The 22,023-nt window shown below is 47.8% G+C and carries 13 protein-coding genes; 9 read left to right on the forward strand and 4 right to left on the reverse strand.

The window, feature by feature from the left end; translation table 11 throughout:
* Positions 1 to 13: 13 nt before the first annotated feature.
* The 5 genes from aceF (at position 14) to ACJJII_RS10105 (ending at position 3,668) form a co-directional block, all read left to right on the forward strand.
* On the forward strand, positions 14 to 1,657 hold the full coding sequence (aceF, locus tag ACJJII_RS10085; protein WP_444919035.1) for a dihydrolipoyllysine-residue acetyltransferase: 1,644 nt from the start codon (positions 14 to 16) through the stop codon (positions 1,655 to 1,657).
* A gap of 508 nt (positions 1,658 to 2,165) precedes the next feature.
* A complete protein-coding gene (locus ACJJII_RS10090) occupies positions 2,166 to 2,438 on the forward strand; it encodes a hypothetical protein (protein WP_282934208.1) in 273 nt (90 codons plus the stop codon).
* A gap of 95 nt (positions 2,439 to 2,533) precedes the next feature.
* Positions 2,534 to 2,845 carry a hypothetical protein gene (locus ACJJII_RS10095; protein ID WP_444919036.1) on the forward strand — a complete coding sequence of 104 codons (312 nt, stop codon included), beginning with the start codon at positions 2,534 to 2,536 and terminating at the stop codon, positions 2,843 to 2,845.
* A complete protein-coding gene (locus ACJJII_RS10100) occupies positions 2,835 to 3,128 on the forward strand; it encodes a hypothetical protein (RefSeq protein ID WP_413664437.1) in 294 nt (97 codons plus the stop codon). Before ACJJII_RS10095 ends, ACJJII_RS10100 begins: the two co-directional genes overlap by 11 nt.
* 180 nt (positions 3,129 to 3,308) lie before the next feature.
* On the forward strand, positions 3,309 to 3,668 hold the full coding sequence (locus ACJJII_RS10105) for a hypothetical protein (RefSeq protein WP_444892827.1): 360 nt from the start codon (positions 3,309 to 3,311) through the stop codon (positions 3,666 to 3,668).
* 46 nt (positions 3,669 to 3,714) lie between these two features.
* Here ACJJII_RS10105 and ACJJII_RS10110 read toward each other — a convergent pair whose 3' ends face one another.
* Positions 3,715 to 6,906, reverse strand: coding sequence for an efflux RND transporter permease subunit (locus tag ACJJII_RS10110; protein ID WP_282934204.1), 3,192 nt, complete (start codon positions 6,904 to 6,906; stop codon positions 3,715 to 3,717).
* A gap of 99 nt (positions 6,907 to 7,005) precedes the next feature.
* A complete protein-coding gene (locus ACJJII_RS10115) occupies positions 7,006 to 8,148 on the reverse strand; it encodes an efflux RND transporter periplasmic adaptor subunit (RefSeq protein ID WP_282934203.1) in 1,143 nt (380 codons plus the stop codon).
* A 380-nt stretch (positions 8,149 to 8,528) separates the two neighbouring features.
* Here ACJJII_RS10115 and ACJJII_RS10120 point away from each other — a divergent pair, with 380 nt between their 5' ends.
* Complete coding sequence (locus ACJJII_RS10120) at positions 8,529 to 9,491, forward strand: AraC family transcriptional regulator (RefSeq protein ID WP_444919037.1); 963 nt, start codon at positions 8,529 to 8,531, stop codon at positions 9,489 to 9,491.
* A 37-nt stretch (positions 9,492 to 9,528) separates the two neighbouring features.
* Here ACJJII_RS10120 and ACJJII_RS10125 read toward each other — a convergent pair whose 3' ends face one another.
* Entirely contained in the window at positions 9,529 to 11,541 is a 2,013-nt protein-coding gene (locus ACJJII_RS10125) for a multiheme c-type cytochrome (RefSeq protein WP_444919038.1), read from the reverse strand.
* Entirely contained in the window at positions 11,531 to 14,257 is a 2,727-nt protein-coding gene (locus ACJJII_RS10130; RefSeq protein WP_444919039.1) for an FG-GAP-like repeat-containing protein, read from the reverse strand. Before ACJJII_RS10130 ends, ACJJII_RS10125 begins: the two co-directional genes overlap by 11 nt.
* 674 nt (positions 14,258 to 14,931) lie before the next feature.
* Here ACJJII_RS10130 and ACJJII_RS10135 point away from each other — a divergent pair.
* From ACJJII_RS10135 to ACJJII_RS10145, 3 genes are read left to right on the forward strand one after another with little or no spacing between them, the layout of a single operon-like run.
* Positions 14,932 to 20,685: a thrombospondin type 3 repeat-containing protein gene (locus ACJJII_RS10135; protein ID WP_444919040.1), complete on the forward strand. Its 5,754-nt coding sequence runs from the start codon at positions 14,932 to 14,934 to the stop codon at positions 20,683 to 20,685.
* Complete coding sequence (locus tag ACJJII_RS10140; RefSeq protein ID WP_444919041.1) at positions 20,682 to 21,542, forward strand: hypothetical protein; 861 nt, start codon at positions 20,682 to 20,684, stop codon at positions 21,540 to 21,542. Before ACJJII_RS10135 ends, ACJJII_RS10140 begins: the two co-directional genes overlap by 4 nt.
* Entirely contained in the window at positions 21,535 to 22,017 is a 483-nt protein-coding gene (locus tag ACJJII_RS10145; RefSeq protein WP_444919042.1) for a hypothetical protein, read from the forward strand. Before ACJJII_RS10140 ends, ACJJII_RS10145 begins: the two co-directional genes overlap by 8 nt.
* The last annotated feature ends 6 nt before the right edge of the window (positions 22,018 to 22,023 follow it).

Below are 22,023 nucleotides of genomic sequence, written 5' to 3' on the forward strand. Positions count from 1 at the left end.
AGGCAGAACTCCTATGGCAAAACAAGTCATTAAAGTGCCTGATCTCGGTGGTGCCGATCAGGTGGATGTGATTGAAATTTCTGTTGCTGTCGGCGATACCGTCGCGCAAGAGGATTCACTGATTGTGGTGGAGGGCGATAAAGCCTCCATGGATGTGCCAGCCCCAGTGGCTGGCAAAATCCTCAGCATCAGCGTGAAAGAGGGCGATAAGGTCTCTGAAGGCGACGTGATTGGGGAAATCGAAACCGATGTGGCGGAAGCGCCGGCAGAGGAGCCCGCTGCGGCCCCCGCCAAGCAAGAAGCTGCACCCGTTGCAGAGCCTGTGGCTGAAGCCCCTGTGGCGACGCCGAGCGGCGAGCCGAAAGAAGAAACGATCCAGATCCCGGATCTGGGTGGCGCTGATGCGGTTGATGTGATCGAGATCAGTGTGCAGCCCGGTGATGCGGTTGAAGAGGGGGACTCCCTGATTGTGGTGGAAGGCGATAAAGCCTCTATGGATGTGCCCTCCCCCAGCGCCGGTACCGTAGTTTCTATCGCGGTAAAAGAAGGCGATAAGGTTTCCACGGGTGACACCCTGGGCGTATTGAAAGTAGTTGCTGCAGGCGCCGCCGAGCCTGCGGCTACAGCTGCAGCCCCTGCAGCGACAGCGCCTGCCGAGAGCGCGCCACAGCAGGCATCTGCGTCTGTTGAGCCCCCGGCAGTGCCGCAGAAAGACTATCAGCTGGAGCGCGACCTCACCGCAGCAGCCCAGGTTTACGCCGGCCCCGCCGTGCGCAAACTGGCCCGCGAGTTGGGTGTTACCTTGAATAAGGTGAAGCCCACCGGCCCGCGCAACCGGGTCTCCAAGGACGATCTGCACAATTACATCCGCGAGCAGGTGAAGAAAGCTGAGAGCGGTGCGGTTGGTGTCGGCGGTGGGATCGGTATCGCCAAGATGCCGGATATCGACTTCAGCCAGTTTGGCCCGGTGAATGTGGAGCCGATGAGCAAGATCCACAAGATCACCGCAGCCAACATGTCGCGCAACTGGCTCAATGTGCCTCACGTCACCCAGTTTGACGATGCGGATATCACAGAGCTGGAAACCTTCCGCAAGTCCATGAAGGCCGAGGCGGAGAAGCGCGGAGTGAAGCTCACTCCAGTGCCTTTCCTGCTGAAAGCGGTAGCTGCGGCCCTGCGTGCAGAGCCCAACTTTAATGTGTCCCTGCACAACGATGGCGAGCACATTGTGCGCAAGGACTATGTGCATGTGGGTATGGCAGTAGATACACCCAAAGGCTTAATGGTGCCGGTTATCCGCGATGTGGATAAGAAAGGCCTGTACGAGCTGGCGGCAGAGGCCACTGAAATGGCCCTGAAAGCCCGCGATGGCAAGCTGAAGCCCAACGAGATGCAGGGCGCCTGTTTTACCATTTCCAGTTTGGGGGCTATCGGCGGCACCGGATTTACCCCGATCGTCAATTCTCCGGAAGTTGGTATCCTCGGAGTATCCAAGTTGGCGATGAAGCCGGTGTGGAACGGCAAGGACTTTGAGCCTCGCCAAATGTTGCCCTTGGCGCTCTCCTACGATCATCGCGCAGTAAATGGCGGAGATGCCGGACGCTTTATGACTTACTTGGTCAGCGTGCTGGCAGATGTGCGCAGACTGTTGCTGTAATTGCCAGCGAGTTAAAGCCAGTAAAAAAAAGCGGCCAATCGGCCGCTTTTTTTATAGTCAGGACTAAGGAGCCTCTGAATAACTCCGTGATGCCTCTGGCATGCAGAGCGGTTCACAATCAAGGCGTGGCTTCGCAGGAATGTCTAGACCTTTCAAGAAGTCGCAACGCGGAGTGTGAATTGCTCTGTAAGCCCCAAAGGGCGGGCCTTGAAGGCCGCATCTGCTGCGTTGCAGCTCTTGCAAAGGGCTAGGGCCATTCGCGGCGAGCTGCGCCTAACATCTGCAGCCTTCAAGACCCGCAGAGGCATTACGGAGTTATTTAGAGGCTCCCTACATTCCATATAAGTAAGTTAGCCTTTAAGTGGAAATGAAATATTCGCCGCATAAAACAACAATAAGATGATTTACGCGCAAATCGATTCTGGGTTGCTGGCTGCTAATGCCTCGGCAGCTAGACTCACAGAGAGGCTACTATCATCGCAGCACTGAAAATGTGAGGTGTCGGATTATGGGACCTACAAGGAAATTCGCGTTGCCGCTTGTGGCGGTATTTGCGATGCAGGGCTGCTTGTTTTTGCCTGCGGACGAAGTGGAGGGCGAAGACCCTTTCTTTTATGAGGCAGAGGCTGCCGGACAAAGCGCCAGCTTTGTGGAAGTCGGCAGTAACCACACAAAATACCCACAACCCCTTACCGCCAAAAGCGAATGCGAGGCGGCGGATTGCGTAGATAGCTTGCAGGACTCCATGGCCTGGTTTTTCCCTATATTGCGGGTTTACTAACGACAGTAGCCGAGCCCAGTGTGGAGCTGTTGCGAAATAGCCGGATCTAAAAGTGCGTGGATTCTGTCCGCGCGGTGCTGATACGGAGCGCTACCATGCAAAAGTTTGCGATATTTATTTCTGCCTTGTCGATGGGTGTATTCCTTGAGGGTTGTGGAACCCCCGATACGCGCAATCAAGTGGTTTATCCCGTAAGCCCGCCAATTCCCCGCCATGCGGAATACCGGGGTTATCCCTCTTCTCACTCTTCTCACTCTTCTCATTCCTCCCATGTGCCAGATGCACCTGCGTCTCCAACAAGCTGCCCGGGGGATTCTGAGGAGCTGGCGCCGGGTTCTATTTGTCCACCCAGTGCCCGTTGTTTTGACATTTCCGGTGGAAGGCGTTGTATTTCCTATGAAAATTAGCGTTGTTTTTTTTCTTATTCTTGTAGCGCAGTCCCTGGCGGGCTGCGTGGCTGACGGTTTCGGTTATGACTTAACCGGCACGGCAACTTACTACACCTACAAAACCACTCCGGTGCCACCGGATGAACTTACAGCATTCCCGCGTTTTTGTCTGGCCGGTGATCCCTATATGGGAAGTCTCGACAACTGTATTGCCGAGGGTGTGCACTGCTATCAACTGGACACCGGTGATTGGTGTGAAGGGCCTTATTCACCATTTGAGTTGAGTTACAGTTTCTACTGACCAAGTAATTTTCCGCTAGTGCCGCTTTTTGAGTCGGTGCGAAATGGTGGTATGGGGGCACGCAGTTTATTTTGACTCCATTGTTTTTTCCTGAGTGGAGTAAAAATTAAGACTGGATCGTTTTATTTTGGGATGCCGATTTAAACAGGTTTAATAATGAGGGGTGCCAATAGAAGCTGGATGCGAAATGTAATTGTCGCAGTGGATCAGCTGGGAAATGCTATTGCCGGTGGTAATCCCGATGCAACAATATCGGCACGCTGTGGGTATTTTTCCAGAGTGACGGAAACCCGTTTTCGCCACTATTGGAGATTTTTGGAGCGGGTGATTAATTACACCTTGATGCCAATAGATGGGCCGGATCACTGTTACCAGTCTTATCTGTGGGATCGCGCTGAGAAACACGAAGAGGGCAGTGACTATATGCGAGCCCTTCTGGGGGTGATCGTTATTATTTTTTGTGTACCCATGGGGTTATTGATTCGGGTTTATGTAATTTTATTTCCGAGAGCCCGCTGGAAAAAGGAAACGCGCAAATAGAAAAAAGCCCGGGCGCATAGCATTTATGCGCTCGGGCTAAGCGGGGTTAAGTGTTAGCTACTTGCTCCAGAGGTAAGTTACTCTCCTGGCTATCTGTAGTGCGGGCAGCTGATAGTTTGCCGCCGGCAATCTTGCGCAGGGCAACATAAAATACCGGAGTGAGGAACAGGCCAAACAGGGTTACACCGATCATGCCGGTAAATACGGTAATGCCCATGGCATTGCGCACCTCAGCGCCAGCGCCGCCGGCCAATACCAGTGGAACAACACCGGCAATAAAGGCGACTGAAGTCATAATGATCGGGCGCAGACGCAGGCGGCAGGCTTCCAGTGCAGCCTCGACAGTGCCTTTGCCTTCCATTTCCAGTTCGCGAGCAAATTCCACGATTAAAATAGCGTTCTTACAAGCGAGCCCCATCAGTACAACCAGCCCGACTTGAACAAATACATTGTTGTCGCCGCCAGTAGCCCAGACACCGAATAGTGCAGCCAGCAGACACATGGGCACGATCAGGATCACCGCCAGTGGCATTACCCAGCTTTCATAGAGGGCAGCCAGCACCAGGAATACCAGTAGTACTGCGAGAGGGAAAACCACCATAGCGGCATTGCCCTGGTTGACCTGCTGGAAGCTGAGGTCGGTCCACTGGATTTGCATGCCCGGTGGCAGGGCCTGGCTGGCAACCTGCTCAACCGCTGCCAGTGCCTCGGAAGAGGACAGCATGCTGGGATCGGACTGCCCCATCAGGTCGGCTGCCGGATAGCCGTTGTAACGGATCACCGGATCGGGTCCGTAACTCTGGCGCAGGGTCACCATGGTGCTGATGGGCACCATCTCCCCATTCATATTGCGGGTGTAGAGATTATCGAGATCCTGCACTTCATCGCGGAAGGGTGCATCAGCCTGGGCAACGACCTGGTAGGTGCGGCCGAAAAGGTTGAAGTCGTTGATATACATAGAGCCGAAGTAGAGCTGCAGGGTGCCGAACAAGTCGTCCATGCGCACACCTTGAGCCTTGGCCTGTAGTCGATCCACTTCCGCGTCCATCTGCGGCACATTGGCCTGGTAGGAGCTGAAGGGGTAGCTGAGGCCACTGGCTTGGCTCAGGGCGCCCGCCAACATATTGGTGGCGTTTTGCAGCTCACCGTAGCCAGCACCGCGACGGTCCTGAACATAGAGGGAGTAGCCGGAGCCGGCACCCAGACCGAAGATGGGCGGCGGCATAAAGGTCATGGCAAAGCCTTCCTTGATCTGTGAGATCTTGCCATTTAGCTCCGCAGCGATTTCCTGGGCACTGCGCTCACGTTCATCGAAATCGTCGAACAGGATAAATACAGTGCCCACGTTGGGGGTGTTGGTACCTTGCAGGGCATTGAAGCCGACAAAGGCCGCGGCGTTGGCAACACCTTCGGTTTCCAGGGCCAATTCACTCACGCGGCGAGCAACTTCCTCGGTGCGGTCCAGGGAGGCACCTTCCGGCAGGCGGATACTACCCACTAGGTAAGTCTTATCCTGAACCGGAATAAAGCCGCCGGGCACCTGTTGGAACAGGGCAAAAGTACCGCCGAGCAATATCAGGTAAACACCAAATACGATACCGCGACGCTTGAGGCTGCCACCCACGATTCGCTGGTAGCGCTCGGAATTGCGCTGGAAGAAGCGGTTGAACGGGCGGAATATCCAGCCGAACAAACGCTCAATAATACGCGCGGGCATATCCGGTTTGGCGCCGTGAGGCTTCAACAGAGTTGCCGCCAGAGCCGGAGATAGAGTCAGAGAGTTGATCGCGGAGATAATGGTGGCGATGGCAATAGTGGTGGCAAACTGGCGGTAGAACTGGCCGGTGATGCCGTCCAGGAATGCCATGGGCACAAACACCGCGCAGAGCACCAGGCTGATCGCGACAATCGGACCGCTCACCTCGCGCATGGCCTGGTGGGCAGCGGCTAAAGGCGTCAGTCCCTCCTCGATATTCCGCTCGACGTTTTCCACCACCACAATGGCGTCATCCACCACAATACCGATGGCCAGCACCATAGCGAACAAGGTCAGGGTGTTGATTGAGAAGCCCAACATCAACAGCACCGCAAAGGTGCCGACAATAGATACCGGCACGGCCAACAGTGGGATCAATGAGGCGCGCCAGGTTTGCAGGAACAAGATAACCACCAGAACCACGAGCAGCACGGCTTCCAGTAGGGTCTTGATCACTGAGCTGATGGAGGTGCTAACAAAAACCGTGGGGTCGTAAGCGACTTCCCACTTGAGGCCTTCAGGGAACTGGTCATCCAGTTCAGCCATTTTCTCCCGTACCGCCGCAGAAACCTCCAGTGAGTTGGAGCCGGGTGATTGGAAAATAGGGATAGCGACAGCCTGGCGGCCGTTGAGCAGGGCGCGCAGGGAGTCCTGGGAAGAGGCCAGCTCTACACGGGCCACATCTCGCAGGCGGGTGATCTCACCATTATTGCCGGTCTTGAGTACAACATCGCCAAACTCCTCTTCACTTTCCAGGCGGCCTTTGGCGTTAATGGAAATCAGGAAGTCGGAGCCGTTCGGCATGGGGGAGGCGCCGATCTGGCCGGCGGAAACCTGTACGTTCTGCTCGCGCACGGCACTGACAATATCGGCAGCAGTAATGCCTACGGCGGCGGCTTTCTGCGGGTCCACCCACAAGCGCATGGCGTAGTCACCGGAACCGAATACGGCGGCGAGACCCACGCCGGGAATGCGCGATAGCTCATCGCGAATATGCAGTACGGCGTAGTTGCGAATATAGGTAGCGTCGAGGCTATCGTCCGGTGAAATCAGGTGCACCGCCATCATCAGGTTTGGCGACTGCTTCTGGGTAGTAACACCTTGCAGGCGGACATCTTCGGGTAGGCGCGGCAGGGCCTGGGACACCCGGTTTTGCACCTGTACCTGGGCTTGGTCCGGGTCGGTGCCCAACTCAAAGGTCACGTTCAGAGTCAGGGTGCCATCACTGCCAGCCACTGACTTCATGTAGATCATATTCTCTACGCCGTTAATCGCTTCCTCTAGCGGCGTGGCGACGGTTTCGGAAATCGTCTTGGGGTTGGCGCCGGGATAGCGAGCGCTCACTTGCACGCTGGGCGGTACCACTTCCGGGTATTCGCTGACCGGCAGTGAGGGAATACTGATCAGGCCGACGACGAAAATAATGATCGACAACACGGATGCAAATATCGGTCTGTCGACAAAGAAACGGGAAAAATTCATATACTGCTACTCCGAGAGCGACTCAGTCAGCCGCTCGGATTCCATTGATAGGATTAGCTGAATGTATGGGCTCACTTCGGCAAGCCCCTTGCTCTTTGTTTAGTGGCCAGCGACTTGGGTCGCCTTTACCTGCTCCTGCATGGCCACCATTTCCGGTGCGACCGGCATGCCTGGGAAGAAAATCTTTTGCAGGCCATTCACCACAATTTTCTCGCCGGGCTCCAGGCCGCTGCGGATAACCACGAGGTCACCTTGGCGCTGGCCAGCGACCACGGGGCGCTTTTCGGTGACATTACTGTCGTTGACGATGTAAACATAGCGGCGGTCCTGATCGGTAAGAACCGCTTTGCTATTGATTAAAACTGCCTGTGAAACCTCTTCAATTGGCATTTCCACCCGAGCAAATTGCCCCGGTCTGAAAAAGCCGTCCCTGTTGTTAACCACAGCGCGGAACTGAATAGTGCCGGTATGGCTGTTCAGGCGGTTATCAATAAAGTCCAACTCTCCACTGTGTGGATAGCCCTGCTCACCGGCGAGACCTACGCGCACAGCAGGTTTTTGCCCGCTATTAAGTAAGTCGCGGCCCTTAGCAAAAGTCTGTTCGTCACTTTCGAAATACACGTACATTGGGTCGACAGAGACCAGCGTTGTCAGCAGGGTGCTGTCGGCATTGGCGAGATTGCCTTGAGTAACCAGGGCGCGGCTTACTCGGCCACTTATTGGTGCTTTAACTTCAGTGTATTGAAGGTCCAACTGGGCATTTTCCAGTGCTGCCTCGGCGGCGCTGAGGGCCGCTCGGGCCGAATCTCTCGAAGCGATACGCCGATCGTATTCCTCGCGGGAGATGGCTTTGCTGTTGAGTAGCTGTTTTGCCCGGCCGGCTTGCTTCTCGCTATAGGAGAGGTCGCTGCGAACCCGAGCCAGGTCTGCGCGGGCGGCGCGTTCGCGGGCCTGGTAAGGGCGGGGGTCAATGGTGAACAGGACATCGCCCTGTTTGACCAGAGTTCCCTCGGCAAATGAAACCTTGTCGATATAGCCGCTAACCCGTGGGCGCAGTTCAACGGTTTCTGGGGCTGCCACACGGCCGGTAAAGCTGCGCCACAATGTCGTATTTCCTGCAGATACCTGGGCGACCTCCACGGCTGGGGGAGGTGGTTGTTGACCGCTGGGTGCGTCACTGTTGCAGCCGGCGAGTACCAGTGCAGATACGCCGAATAAAACCGTCGTTAATTTTCTTACCATTACGCGTGTACTCCCTTTGCTACGGAGGGGGAAGGGCTATTGGGTGCTTCTCCCAGTAAGGGCGTAACTCTAGCGGTGGCCAAGTTGGTTGCGGTATTCGGGAACTGTTAATTGATTGCCTATTTCTACTTAAGGCGTGCTTTTGGGTTGGAAGGATCACATTCTGGAGGACGTGTAAAGAACTGGATATATAACTAGTTATCGCAAAAAGTGATTAAGATATTACAGCGACTGTAGGGCTGTTAATCGGTTATGGTTACCTATTACTGCACAGTAATTGCCCAATCCTGCAAAACTGCACGGAAATTGCCTAAAACTCCGTATACTCTGTGCCACTTCGTGTTGAGTCGTGGAATTGTTAGCGGGCACAAGGGGAGCATATGAGCATTGAAAAAAGAGCGGAATTCAACTCTGTCGCTATGGATATAGAGTCGATACGGCAGAAACTGATTGCCTCCCTGATGCGTCAGGCACCGGAACAGGGATTAAATGAAACAGTACTGGGTGGCCTCTCCCTGATTCGCTGCAACGAGCCGGGAGCCTGTGCGGCATCGGTGTATACGCCGTCCCTGAATTTTATTATTCAGGGTCGCAAGACCTTGGAGCTGGGAGACCGGGAAATTTCCTATATGCCGCTGAGCTATGTGGCAACCTCGGTGCACTTACCTATCCTGGGACGTGTTGAAGACGCTTCCCTGGATACTCCGTTTCTTGGCGTAAAGATAACGATCGATCCGCAAGAGGTGGCAGACCTGGTTATGGAGCTGGGTGATAAGGCGCCGGGTGTGGAGGCTGGCTACGACTGTCCCGAAGTCAGCTGCGGCCTGTGCCTGACCAAAATGGATTACGGTATGCTCGATGCGCTAAACCGGCTGGTCTCCTTGCTGGATAGCCCTAAAGATGTCCCGATACTGGCGCCATTAGCCCGGCGTGAGATTATCTATCGCGCCCTGATGGGGGAGATTGGCGCGCGGATGCGCAAGTTTGCCATGGTAGATAGCCAGGCGAACCGGGTATCCCGGGTGATTGAGGTGCTAAAAGACCGCTTCTCAGAACCGCTGCGTATCAGTGACTTGGCCGACCAGGCCAATATGAGTGAGTCATCCCTATATCACAGCTTTAAGCAGATCACCCGCATGTCCCCGTTGCAGTTCCAGAAAAAGCTGCGCTTACATGAGGCGCGACGCCTAATGTTGACTGAGGGGCTGGAAGCGGCTTCCGCCAGCTATCGGGTTGGCTATGAGAGCCCCTCTCATTTCAGTCGTGAATACAGCCGCATGTTTGGTCTTCCGCCCCGCGCGGACGTGATTAAATTGCGCGGTGAACAACGGGTCCCAGCTTAAGTGTTCAATCCCCCAGTTTATACTGGGGGATTGGTAGCTACATGACTTCCTTCTCGTGCAATATCTCTAGAATTAATGTGTCTCTAGCCATGTCAACAATCGGAAGTTCTTGAAATTTCTCTTTTAGGGCCCATTTTGCATATCGTTGATTGAGTTTTCGATATTTTACGGTTGCATCTATTACCAGAGGTCCTTTCGCCCAGTTGGGAATTTTAAAGTTATATTCCACGATATCGGAACCGCCAGGTTCAATTACATTCTTATAGGTCTCGCCTACCATATTAAACAGTGCGTGGTTCCAGACCTGCTTTCCATGTCGATCCACAGGGATACTGCGGTAGAAGTGAGCATCGGGATCTACATAACCATCATTTGAGAGCTGGCCGCTTGAATATATAGACTGGCCATTGGAATCTTTAACGATAAGCTCTACCCAGGCTTGGTTGAGGTCAATAGTGCCCCCTGGGAACTCATGTCCCACACCTATGTTATTGATAAGAACATTTAACTTAACTGTTTCTCCTAGGTAATGATAATCCGGCGTTTCAGTATGTGTTCGAAGGTTTTCATCAAGGCTTACCCCTGACTGAATAGCATCACTGCGACTTGGCTTTTCGATAGTTACCCGTAACTTGTTACTCTGCAGGAATTTCTTTGTCAGCTCGAGTTGTTCTACATCGCCAGATAGTAGGGGGAGCATAGTATTGGCAGCAATAAAACGGTGAGAACGCACCATACCCTGAGTATTGGCAGACGGGTCAGTGGATGAAACTAGGGGCATATGACAGTCTTGACATCGTGAAATAGCTTCTGTTGAGAATGTTTGTTGATGCTGTCGAGAAAACGGGCTATTGAGCCAAGCTGAATATTCATCTTGCATTTTCACCCAGCCCCAATTATTGATTTCCTTATCCATAAATTGTGTGTGGCAGGTAGAGCATTGCTTAGCTTCACTAATGACTTCAGGGGCAAGATCCTGCTTATGTTGTGACGTTGAAATTTTAGTTAAGTAATTACTTATTCCTTTGAGAAAAGCCACGTCGCTATAGGCGAAAAGATAAGGTTCGGGCGGTTTATATAAATAACTGCCTACACCATCAAGGTGTACCGTATTCGCCATGGCATGGCAACTGAGGCATGAAATTCCCTCTGAGTGCGAACGCGTACCCGGAATTCCTCCATGTTTCCCTCCAGGGGTAAGTTGTCCAGTCAGTAAGGCAATGGGGGAGTGGCAACCTTCACAATACCTTGTAGCGGCGATACCTTTCTTCTCAGAAAGAAGAGAAATATTTGTTACGTATGTTGGATCAGAAGATGCCTGTCTATGAGCCGAGCTATACCATTGTCGTGTAATATCTTCATGGCAAAGGGCACATTGCTCCGAACCGGCTATCTGCTTTTCATGGATAAATCCGCCGTTAGAGGTCTCCGATTGACTTGGTCGAAAAGGGTGCTCCCCATAGGCAAGCTCGTAATCCCCTGGAAAATTCTTAGCTTCAGGGGTGGGACTCAGCCAGGAGTAAGAAGTGGTTAATAGAATAACAGCAATGAAATATATGGCAGTTAACGTTGTAGATTTTTGTGCAGTTTCCCAGTTGTAAGTCCGAGCAGTTGGATTGTTGGGGCGAGCCCGATACTTCAATATTCTGTGGAAGATAACATGTACGATTATAAGAAGAATAACAATCAGGCTGCCTACCTTATGCCAATATGAGATATTTGCGTTTGCCTCCGTATGGCCAAAATAAGCGAGATGTAAGCCACTGTAGATGTACGCAAAAGTAGCGGTGATTGCAATTATACCGCTTATTAATACTGCAGGTTTTCGAATGCCAAGTGTTCGCTTGAAGTGGATCATGGCATAAAAAATAATGGCTATTGTGAGAGAAAACCCTACTGCAACATGTCCCAATATATTAACTTGATTAAAGGTTAATGATTTGGGTGCAAAAAATATAAGCAACCCAGATATTGTGCATATGCTTAGGCTTGACAGAAATATGCTTAATATTTTTCTTTCTTTATTTAAAAGAGAAGTATTACTTTTCATAAAAGAGTTCATCAGCCAGGCTTAAAACGAGTTTGCTGTTTTTGTGGATTAATATATCTCCAGCCAGGAGCCTTAGCTCGACTGATCTGGTTCTATCAATAAATATCTCTTCTAAGATTGTGTATGTGCTCGAATTTAATTGGAAATTGGTTAAGGAATGTAAGATAGGCTTTACCCTATAGTGTTGACTTAGCTTTTTATTCAGTATATCGGTGAAGCCGCTGGGTGGGGTCGAAGAGATCCCCGTTAGAATTGACTGCAAAACAGAGTCTTTCAAGCTTTGATTGTCGAGAAATATTGGATAACTGGATTTTACAAATTCGATATGATCTTTCGCCCATTGCAAAACCTGAGAGTTTCCGCATGAATTAAATAATCTGGCTATTTGTTTTTCATGCATATTAGCTATTTTGGTTGTGTCTATTTTGGGGCAGTTGGTGACTGCCTTGGATCCCCTTCCAAGTGAGGTTGATAAAATATTCTTAGTTAAATTAATAGAGGTTGGGTCGTTAATATGTTGCAAGCGACCTTTAGATTTATCCAGGGCTAGATCTATTTCCTGGTTAAGTATATTTTTTTCTGAGGCCCTTATTAGGGATGATGCGCTATAACTTCTCCGAAGCTCCCCAAGTGCTTGTAAAGCATGTTTAATTACAAGCTTTTCATTAGTTTTATTAAGTAGTTGCATGACGGGATAAACTGCGCGAGGGCTTTTACTTTCCGATAATGCATTAAGAGAGCATGCCTGCACTTTGGGTGAATGATGCTCCAAGAGTCTTATTAACTTTGTTATAGCCTGGCTCTTCCTTAATATGGCAGCTTCCTCTTCTAGGTAGAGATAGTGATATCCGTTAGCGAGAGCGCAGAGGAGCTTTGGATCTTCCTCCTGAAATAGTGGTTCGAGCCAATGTAATACATTGTCACTCTCTAGTTTAATAAGAAGTTCTATTGATTTAATGACGATATTTGGTGATTTATCTTTTAGTCCTGCTTGTATGATGGGTAGGTATGTAAGATCTCTATTTGATCCGATTGAATCCAGAATTTTTACTTTTGTCTTGGTTGAGTACGTATTAAAAATGCTTGCTATATTGGAGTAGTCGGTAGCATTCCCGATTACTTTCCAGAGAAATAACCGAGCGGGTTCCCTCTTTTTTTGAGTAGGTGTTACTGCAGGGTAAGACTTGATAATTTTCCGGCCTTTGATTTGGTGGTAGCTATTTCCCTGGACGCCAACAAATTCAGTGCTGGAGTCATCGCTCCAGTGAATTAGAGATTTTATGATTCTTTCATCATTTTCAAGTGAAAAAATAATTTTGTCTTCATTCTTTCCGAGGAATGCAGATGGATTTGGGAACCTGTTAAGGACTCTCTTATTTGTCTCAATAGTTATTTTGACAATGTCATGTGGTTCGGCTTTATTTAAATCAAATCCAACCCAGGAGGAGTTTTTTGTTTTGTTTATATATAACTGCAAGGGTCCATTGTTATTGCTTACTGCAAAGTCATGGTCTCCATCACTGTCAAAATCAGCTGTTACGATGCTGCGACTGGATAAATAAGAACTAAATGAAGTGTTATATTCTGTTTCTGAAATGAAATTTGAGCCAGTATTTAACAGTAATATATTTTTTTGGCCTTGTGGAATATATGGAGAATCGCTATCTGGATGGGGGAAGCCGTTACTAAATATTAAATCAATAAGCCCATCATTGTTTGCATCCAGCAAGGCTGTCCCAAAGGAAGACATACCAGTTACATGTGTTGGGTTTAAGATCTTATCCCAAGTTGCGTTAATAAAGGTGCCATCTTTACCCATAAGTATAATAGGGTTTTCGTTGTGTATGGTGGAAAGTGCTATATCAAGATGGCCATCATTGTTGATATCGTTAAAGGCCGCACTCCTTGTACCGCTGGGTAAATCAAGGTTGTGCGAGAGATTTGCCTTTTTGAATATGCGCCCGTCATCATTCAAATACAACTTGGTTGTTGATCCGAGATCATTAACTATGAGTAGATCAATAAACTCATCATTATTGGCATAAAACCAGTGACTTGAAAGGCTCCTTCCCTCATTGTCAGCTAAGTTGAACTGGGAAGCTGATTCCTGAAAGTTAACCCCATCCTGGTTGACAAATAAAAGATTAGGGAGCCCTTGGTAAAAGTTCGCTTGGAAGTGGGAGTCTGAAGCTTGTCGGTATCCGCTCAAGCTTTCAAAATGCTTTGCTGTTTTATCATATTTTATATAGTTGGACACATAGATGTCTGTTAAGTCGTCATTGTTTATATCTGCAATAGTGACGCTGGTAGGCCAGCTCTCCTCTGATTGATATAAAACCTTGGTTTCGAAGCCTGTATCTCTATTGTAAAGAAGATAAATTCCATTCCTGGTTGTTAGTATGAGATCTGTACGTCTGTCTTTATCAAGATCGGCTGCGTTACACCCCATACCCTTTAAATTTTGAGGGAGGTTTAGTAAATTTGTACTGTCTGTGAAGTAGCCCATACCATTATTGATATATAAGTGGCTCCCAGATCTAGAGGCCCACCAAGACTCTTTACCATAGTAACGTGTGTGTCCCCCACCTCCGACTGCAAACAAATCTGGATAAGAATCATTATTGACGTCCAGTACACACAAGCCACTTCCCATAGTTTCTTCTAGTGCAGTTACCCCTTTGCTTTGCTGCAGGTGTGAAAAGTTTAATCCGCGCAATAGAGCCTCTTCGCTTAGTATGGGGTGCGGTATATTTTTGCTAGAGCTATCAACGATAACTTTGGAATGTTTGTTGGCGCTTACTTCCTGCAAATGGAGAGGATCTGTATTGGAATCTACAAAAAACAGGAAAGACAGGATAGGGGCGGGCGCAAGCAAGTAAAAAATTGGAGCGAAGAAAATGCTACGCTCAAGGGAAAAAAACTTGTACATTCTTACCAATTACGTGTTGCGAAATTTTTTTGATCGAAAAGTTCCCGATAAAATTGAGAATTAATTCTCAATACTATAGTATCGCGTCGCCGTTGAAGAGGAAACAAGAACAAGCCTACTTCGTGAATAGCAAAAAGCACTTAGGTTTGTGAGTACTTATTTAAAAGGGATTAAAACTCATACGTTCAAGGAAATTTCGGCATACAGAATGAAATTTTTGTCTCCCCTCCTTTTAAAATAAGTTTTTTCATTTCAGTGATTGATCGTGAGATGTTCTCTCGTGATGACGGTACGTATTTTCTTTGTGAGGTTGCTAATAAATTGGTGGCTTCGCTGTACAGGGACTGCAGTTCGAAACTATGTATCCAGCTTATTTTGTTACCCCTCTGTTAACCTATCTAACTGAATTTTTTCAATCAAAAGGTAGGTTTTTGTTGTTGCCCTTGCTAGTGCTCTTACCTATGCAATCTGTTGCATCAGAAGGAGAGTTTACTGTATTTGGTCCTGAAGAGTTTGTGCGGGAGCACTTCCTTCCCGGTAAGGATAAGAAGGGGTTGAGTTGGTTTTGGAAAGAATCCAGCTGGCATAAAAAACTGACGAAAAATCTAGGTCCCTACAAAGCGGAGCGCACCATTTATGTGGATGCACCCGGTAGTATGTACCTTCTGCGAGTTCAGAATGGCCCTGGAGATATCCACAGAGTTAACTTGGCCACAGTGCGACTCAATGGCAAGGAGTTGCTAAATGGGCGAGACTTTGCTCGTGGATGGTGGCTTAATCCACGTACCTGGGGGAAAAAAGGCCGTAAAAACTTTTTTGAAGTTCCTGTCTTCCTTAGTGAAGAAAATGAGCTCGAGGTACAAATTGATGGGCTGCCGGGCCGTGGATTAAGTATCCAAATTGTTGGTATAGATTCTGATCGTCCGAAAATTGCTGTTGAAACGACACCAGCCGAGAATAGTGAAGGATGGCACAATGCTGACACGACTGTTTCTTTCACGTGCTCAGATTCTATAAGCGGGATTGAAAGTTGCTCTAAGCCTGTTGCTATTCGCTCGGAAACAGCTGGGCAGCAGGTAACTGGAATAGCAGTTGATCGCGCTAAGAACTCATCATCAGTTACAAAGACTGTAAAGCTAGATAAGACGCCACCTTTGGTGATGGTGAGTGCTAACCCTCAGGCAGGAGAGTCTGGCTGGAATAGTACTCCCGTTTCGTTAAGTTTTCTTTGTAGTGATCCGCTGAGTGGAGTAAAAGATTGTCCAGCGGATAAGCTTGTAGAAACTGAAGGAAGTAGCCAAGGCTTTTCCGTTGTTGCAGTTGATATTGCGGGCAATACCGCAGAATTTACTCACAATGTAAATATTGATTTGAGTGCGCCGGAAATCACTCTGCAGGAATCTCCGGCTTCCAATAATGCGGGTTGGCACAAACAAGATGTAACTGTTGCATTTATATGTGATGACACTGTAAGTGGTGTTGCGGGCTGCAGTGAAAATGTGGTTGTGTCTGGAGAGGGCTCGGAGTTAGAAATTTTTGGTGAGGCAAGAGACCTAGCGGGCAATAGTAGATCAATCACAGCGCACCTAAAAATTGATAAAACCTTACCTTCTATTTTCTCACAAGTTTCCCCCTTGGCTAATGAGGCAGGTTGGCACAACACGAATCCTCGTGTGAGTTTTAGCTGTATTGATACGCTTAGTGGTATAGCTAATTGTACAGATGCTCAAACTTTTAGCCTTGAAGCTGAAAAGCATAAGGTTGTGGGGACGGCGTCAGATCTAGCTGGCAACAGTAATAATACTACTGTGCTGCTTAATATTGATAAGACCGCACCACTCTTAGAAGTGGAATACTCCCATTCTGCAAATGATAGCGGTTGGTATAGCTCTCCTGTAACTTTGACATATAAGTGCGAAGATAGTCTCAGTGGTATTGGATTTTGTCCTGAGCCACAAACACTATCCGGTGAAGGTTTAGACCTGAGGGTTAGTCCAGAAGCTGTAGATATTGCGGGAAATACAAACAGGAAAGAACTGGTACTAAAAATAGATCAAACCGCTCCTGAGTTAGTATTTTTATCACCTACGGCAGGAGCTTCGCTTACAGAACGCCGCCCGCAACTTAAGTTATCCGTTCAAGATAACTTACAGTTAGATTTTGAATCTATTGCTATTTTCACCGGCAGTACACTACTACAGGTTGATTGCCAGTTTTCAGATGACACTATCGAGTGCTCCCCTCTTACTGACTTACCCTCTGGTGAAATTACACTCTCTGCACAAATTGCAGACATGGCTGAAAATAATAGCTCCACAGAAATCACGATTAGGATAGACAGTGATGGCGATGGAGTCGCCGATGATATCGATAAGTGCCCCAACACTCCTGAAAATGAGCCAGTAGATAGTGAGGGTTGCGCAGATTCGCAAAAAGACAGCGATAGCGATGGTGTTCTAAATAGCAGTGACCAGTGCCCAAATACACCCGATGATGAACCTGTGAATAATGAAGGTTGTTCAGTTTCGCAGTTGGACACCGATGGTGACGGGGTAGGCAATGCGGAAGATCAATGCCCTAATACCGCTCCTGGAGTGTCGGTAGAGGCTGATGGTTGTGATATTAGCCAGAGAGATACTGATAACGATGGTGTTCTCGATATAAATGACGCCTTCCCTGAAGACCCAAATGAGACTTCTGACCTCGATGGTGATGGTATCGGTGATAACGCAGATACAGACCGCGATGGTGACGGAGTTGAAAATGACTTAGATCTCTTCCCAGAAAACCCCTTGGAAAGTTCAGATCTGGATAATGATGGTATAGGTGATAACTCCGATACCGACCGTGATGGTGATACGGTAGAAAATGATAGCGATGCCTTTCCGGATGACCCTACGCGTTCCAAGCTACCAGTAGTAATGATAAATACACCGTCCACACTTACCACGGTTGGGCATACTCCGATTGATGTAAGTGGTGTTGTTGATTCCGATGCAGTTGCATTTACGCTCAATGGTTTGGCAGTTCCTTTTGAGGGAGGGCAGTTTAATGCACAGGTGACTCTTCACGAGGGACATAACACGGTAGTTGCGCGCATGGTTGATGCCGCAGGAGTGGTGTCTACAGCGTCGATCAGTATAGCTTTAGATCTTACCCCGCCCTATATCACCGTAGACTCCCATGAAGATGGACAGCTAGTACACAGTGATACAGTTACAATCACAGGCTTGGTCAATGATATTGTTCGTGGAACCATTGAGGAAGATGAAGCTACCGTAACCGTAAATGGTGTTACTGCAAGTATTGTTAATCGAAGCTACCAAGCCTTGGATATTCCGCTGGCAGAGGGTGAAAACACTCTGACTGTTGAGGCGATTGATCAGGTTGGCAACAGTGCGGAGTATAGTTTCTCACTTACCTATGAACCTTTAAGTGGACAGCGCCTGGAAATTTATTCCGGCAATAATCAGTCAGCAACGATTAACTCTGAGTTGGCTGAGTCGCTTGCGGTCCAGGTATTAGATGATTCCGGCAATCCCGTTGCCGATAAGAATGTAGTTTTTCGGGTGACACAGGGCTCCGGTGTAGTGGGTATCGGCGGCGATCTTGAGGGTCGTGGTGTATTGGAAAAAACTGATGCACAAGGTATCGCTCGAACCCGCTACCGACTAGGCCAGAGGGCTGGTGTTGGTAACCAGAAAGTGCGAGCGCGTGTAGTGGGTTACCAGGATGAAGCTATTTTCTCCGCTTCTGCGGAGGGAAATCTTGGAAATAAACTCAGTGTAAATAGTGGTAATAACCAACGAGGGGGCACACATCAGCCATTACCGGCACCATTTGTTGTGGTTGCCACTGATGAGGGAGCTAACGTGGTTCCCGGAGCCCGTATACGATTTGAAATCGTTAATGGCGGCGGCCACTTCCAAAATGATAGTCAAATATATGAAACGCAAACCGATGGAGATGGTCGTGCAAGTGCTCATCTAACCATGGGAGGTGTGGATGGCTTAGACCAGCAGCGAGTAAAAGCCACACTGCTGGATGCTCCAGTAATCGATGGAGTGAAACAAAATATTACGGCTGGTTTTACCGCATCTGCGTTTATTCCTGGCGATGCGGGCACCACTTCCATTAGTGGTATCGTAATGGATAATCAGGATACCCCGCTTCCTGGAGTGACCGTGCGGGTAGATGGCACTACCCGAGAGGCGATGACCGATAGTGAAGGCCAGTTCAAAATAACTGAAGTGCCTGCAGGCCCAGTCCATTTAATTGCTGATGGCTCCACCACCACCGTTGAAGGTGAATACCCAGCACTCGCTTATAACTTGGTCACGGTTTCTGGTGTGGATAACCCCTTATCTGCACCTATTTATATGGTCAAGTTAGATACCGAAAATGCCGTGTGGGCTGGAAAAGAAGATGTGGAACTTACTCTCCCTGAAGTACCTGGGTTTAAACTGGAAATTCCAGCGGGCTCTGTAACCTTCCCCGATGGGTCGAGAGAGGGGTACATATCTGCCACTGTGGTTAACAGCTCCAAGGTACCGATGGTGCCGCCAAATGGTATGCAGCCACAATTTATAGTCACAATCCAGCCAACCAATGCGATGTTTGATCCGCCGGCCAGACTTACGCTGCCGAATGTGGATGGTCATACACCAGGTGCACAAGTGGAGATGTTCTCGTTCGACCACGATCTGGAAGAGTTTGTGGCGATCGGCTTGGGTACTGTAAGTGAAGATGGCACCACAATTAAATCCAACCCAGGCGTGGGTGTTGTTAAGGCAGGATGGCATTGTGGTGCTCAGCCGGGTGGTAGTGGTACGCCTAATAATTGTGACTACTGTCATGAATGCGATGGTCAAAATTGTAATTTAGTTCCGGATCGTCCAGCTGAAGTTCAAATAGATGGGAATTGTAAACTGGAGACATGTGGAGGTTCCGAGCCAGATTTAAATGATAAGCCAGAGGATGATCCTCGAGATTGTGTAGACCCTACTTGTACTGATACAGCTGATCCAGATGATAGTGAGATTCCGTTAGAAGCAGAAGTAAATGACTGTGCCGTTTGTAGAGGTGGCAAGGCTGTGAATGCTAAAGGGGAGCATATACCCAAGCAAAATCAAGATGAGCATGACTGCAAGGAAATCTACTGTGATGATACGGAAGAGTTTAAGAATGAAGATCTTCCAGGCGAAAATCAAATTGTAGGTGACTGCGCTGTAGCACAGTGTGATGGTACGAACAGGTATGATCCTGGGGATAAGGGAGAGGATACAAATCTTGAGGATTGCTCTCAATATAAATGTTTCCCGGCTCCTAGAGGAGGGGAAAGAAAAGTAGTTAGAGCTACTGATCAATTCCCAGAAGAAGAAATAGTCGATGCCTGTAATAAAAGAATCTTCAGCTGCGGAGGAACTGTCTTTTCTCCTCAGGTTGAATCTGAAATAAAAAAGCATACAGGCGAACCTTTGACGGATGTACTTGCTTGTAATACTTGTATAGATGGTGTACTTGAAGGAAAAGATGGAAAACTAAAGGCAACCATCAGTAAAAAAATTGGAATAGCAAGTGATTTAGATGGGCGAATTCAACGATTCCTGAGTGCTCTTGGAGAGGTCAATGGAGATACATCAGCAGAAGTAAAAGTAGATGTTTACACATGTTGCAAAGAAGAGACTGAAGGTGAGACATGGGAAGGTTCCGCTAATTTTTCGATGGGTGTGAGTTCAAGGTTGCAGGTATATCCAGCACCAGGGGTTAAATTACCGGATTTTGATGGGGTAGTAGATACTGTCTGGGGTAAATATGGTGCCAGTTTAGAAACTGAATTAGGGGTATTTTTTGTAGGGAAAGCAGCGGCTGAGGGGAATGCCAAGCAAAAATATAGCGACTGTGAAGAAGGTTGTCTTGAATTTGGAGTCGGTATAAAAGGTGAGTTTGGGCTTGAAGGTGGGGGAGCTATAGAGTTGTGTATTGCTGCTGGTGTTGAATATTGTTCATCGGGTTCAGCTTGGGTATATGGAAAAGCTGGATTATCGGGAGGATTTGATGCCGATTGTAGTGGCGGCACTAAAGGAAAAGCTTGTTTTGATGGCGTAACAGGCGGCGTCAAGGGTGGATTAAAAATCTCATGGGATGATGGCAAAAAATATTACCAGGAAGAATTTGATATATCATTAGGGCCTTACTTTAATAAATGTATATGAAAATTATATATATAGCTTTCGGAATTATTGCAATTTTTCTTCTGGGGTCCTGGGGGGTATATCAAAACAATAAGACTCTCTTCCTACCTTACGTAGACATGGAAGGGGTTCATGTAAGTGGTTTTTATACTGACGTAAAAGTAAAGCAAGAGAATAAACCTCTTGATGAAGCATTAATAGAGTATCCCAATTTAAACAAAGTATTAAAAAGTATTGTTAATAGTACTGAAGGAACTGTGGAAAGGCAGTACCTAGACGCATTTCAGGGTCTTTTAGGGGAGCGAAAACTCATATTATCGTCGAGCATGGGTAGTAGAGCATCTTTTGTTATTGCATCCAAGGATGGGGGCAGTAGTACATGCTTAATTATTAATATTGAAGTTAAAAACGATTTTGTCGAGTTGGTTTTTCCTCCAGAGTCAACAATACATGATGTAATGGCTATTTTTTCAGCGCAATGTAATCAGAGGCAAGACTTGGCTATTAGTCAAATTGAGTATTCTGATTACTTGTTTTACGGACTTTTTAGATGTTTCGGCACCTGTGAAAATAAAAATGGAATTTCTTATTTTGACGAAGTTGATGATTTTTCCGATATTGAATTATTGGTTAAAAAAGAATTAATTGAGCAAGAAAAAAAATATCAAAAGCTGAAGAGAACAGTGGAAGAGGTAAAGTTAAGTGGCTGGAAAATATATGGCTCAAAAAGTGACCTGATAGTAAGCTTCTTGTATGAAAATCCAATCTTAGGCGAGATTTCTTCAAGTGCACGTTTTGAGAAGGTAGAGAATGAAAAGTACAAGCTGCTTTCTTTAGCAAAGCCTGATAATTTGACAAGCTTTTTTGTGGATGAATGACATTTTGATTTTCTTGATTGTTCCAGCTGTTTTTTTTGTTGCCTTTATTTTTTGGATGGTTTGGTCTGTGGCTCGAGGAGGTATGGGTCAAAATTTAGATGAAATCGCAAAAAAAATTGGTATCAAATCATCAGTTGAATTCTTTAGTGATATTGAAAAAAGATTTAGCTTTACTGAAGGTAGGTTGATTTCATCAAAAGTTGTGCATAAAACCGTTGTTGCTACTCATGGTGCTGGTTTTTTTAATTCATATTATTATAACCTCGAGCTATCTGTGGTTTTTTATGTTAAGGGGGAGAGGTATTCATGTGAGAAGTCGGTTTTTAGTATGATCAATAATAAAGATGAAGGTCGAGCCGATCGGGCACTCTCTCTTATTAGAAAGGCCAAGAATATTAGTGTTTATTATGATTCTGATGATGTAAACGAATCTTATGTGATATTCGATGGCGTTAAAGATTGGTCTTCTGTTTAAGGTGTT

It is taken from the genome of Microbulbifer maximicatervae (SeqCode) (assembly GCF_052467825.1).

Excerpts from the sequence above, each read along its gene's own strand:
- aceF (WP_444919035.1), top strand. The coding sequence starts at position 14 with ATGGCAAAACAAGTCATTAAAGTGCCTGATCTCGGTGGTGCCGATCAG.
- ACJJII_RS10090 (WP_282934208.1), top strand. The coding sequence starts at position 2,166 with ATGGGACCTACAAGGAAATTCGCGTTGCCGCTTGTGGCGGTATTTGCG.
- ACJJII_RS10095 (WP_444919036.1), top strand. The coding sequence starts at position 2,534 with ATGCAAAAGTTTGCGATATTTATTTCTGCCTTGTCGATGGGTGTATTC.
- ACJJII_RS10100 (WP_413664437.1), top strand. The coding sequence starts at position 2,835 with ATGAAAATTAGCGTTGTTTTTTTTCTTATTCTTGTAGCGCAGTCCCTG.
- ACJJII_RS10105 (WP_444892827.1), top strand. The coding sequence starts at position 3,309 with ATGCGAAATGTAATTGTCGCAGTGGATCAGCTGGGAAATGCTATTGCC.
- ACJJII_RS10110 (WP_282934204.1), bottom strand. The coding sequence starts at position 6,906 with ATGAATTTTTCCCGTTTCTTTGTCGACAGACCGATATTTGCATCCGTG.
- ACJJII_RS10115 (WP_282934203.1), bottom strand. The coding sequence starts at position 8,148 with ATGGTAAGAAAATTAACGACGGTTTTATTCGGCGTATCTGCACTGGTA.
- ACJJII_RS10120 (WP_444919037.1), top strand. The coding sequence starts at position 8,529 with ATGAGCATTGAAAAAAGAGCGGAATTCAACTCTGTCGCTATGGATATA.
- ACJJII_RS10125 (WP_444919038.1), bottom strand. The coding sequence starts at position 11,541 with ATGAAAAGTAATACTTCTCTTTTAAATAAAGAAAGAAAAATATTAAGC.
- ACJJII_RS10135 (WP_444919040.1), top strand. The coding sequence starts at position 14,932 with ATGCAATCTGTTGCATCAGAAGGAGAGTTTACTGTATTTGGTCCTGAA.
- ACJJII_RS10140 (WP_444919041.1), top strand. The coding sequence starts at position 20,682 with ATGAAAATTATATATATAGCTTTCGGAATTATTGCAATTTTTCTTCTG.
- ACJJII_RS10145 (WP_444919042.1), top strand. The coding sequence starts at position 21,535 with ATGAATGACATTTTGATTTTCTTGATTGTTCCAGCTGTTTTTTTTGTT.